The sequence below is a fragment of the Hungatella sp. SL.1.14 genome (genome assembly GCF_024460495.1).
Lineage (GTDB): Bacteria > Bacillota > Clostridia > Lachnospirales > Lachnospiraceae > Hungatella > Hungatella hathewayi.
On sequence record NZ_JANFYJ010000300.1, the window covers coordinates 1 to 304 of the forward strand.

Consider the following 304-nt stretch of genomic DNA (forward strand, 5'->3'; position numbering starts at 1 on the left):
CTCCCACCAGTCCGAAGGTCTCTCCCTTGTAGATCTTGAAATTGACATGACAACAGCGCTGTAATCTCCGGTCTACTGCTCATTTCCCCTCCTAAATCTTAATTTTTTAACTCAATCAGGGCATCGAATATATTTTTCGATAACTCATAATGTTTACAGCGCTTTGATTCATTTTTTATAACTAGATCACCGGTTATTCCAAACATCTCCGAAACATCGGTTCGCTCCTGCTTATTTGTGCAATTTCCGTTCACATTCCATGCACAGTTAGCGCACTGTTTCTTTATCTGGATTTTTTCGGCAG

Annotated in this window: 1 protein-coding gene; it reads right to left on the bottom strand. The window is 40.5% G+C overall.

Annotated elements, in window-relative coordinates:
• Positions 1-98 precede the first annotated feature (98 nt).
• Positions 99-304, bottom strand: a 206-nt coding sequence (locus NE473_RS31090; RefSeq protein WP_256265638.1) for a hypothetical protein, incomplete at its 5' end; no start/stop codon positions are given.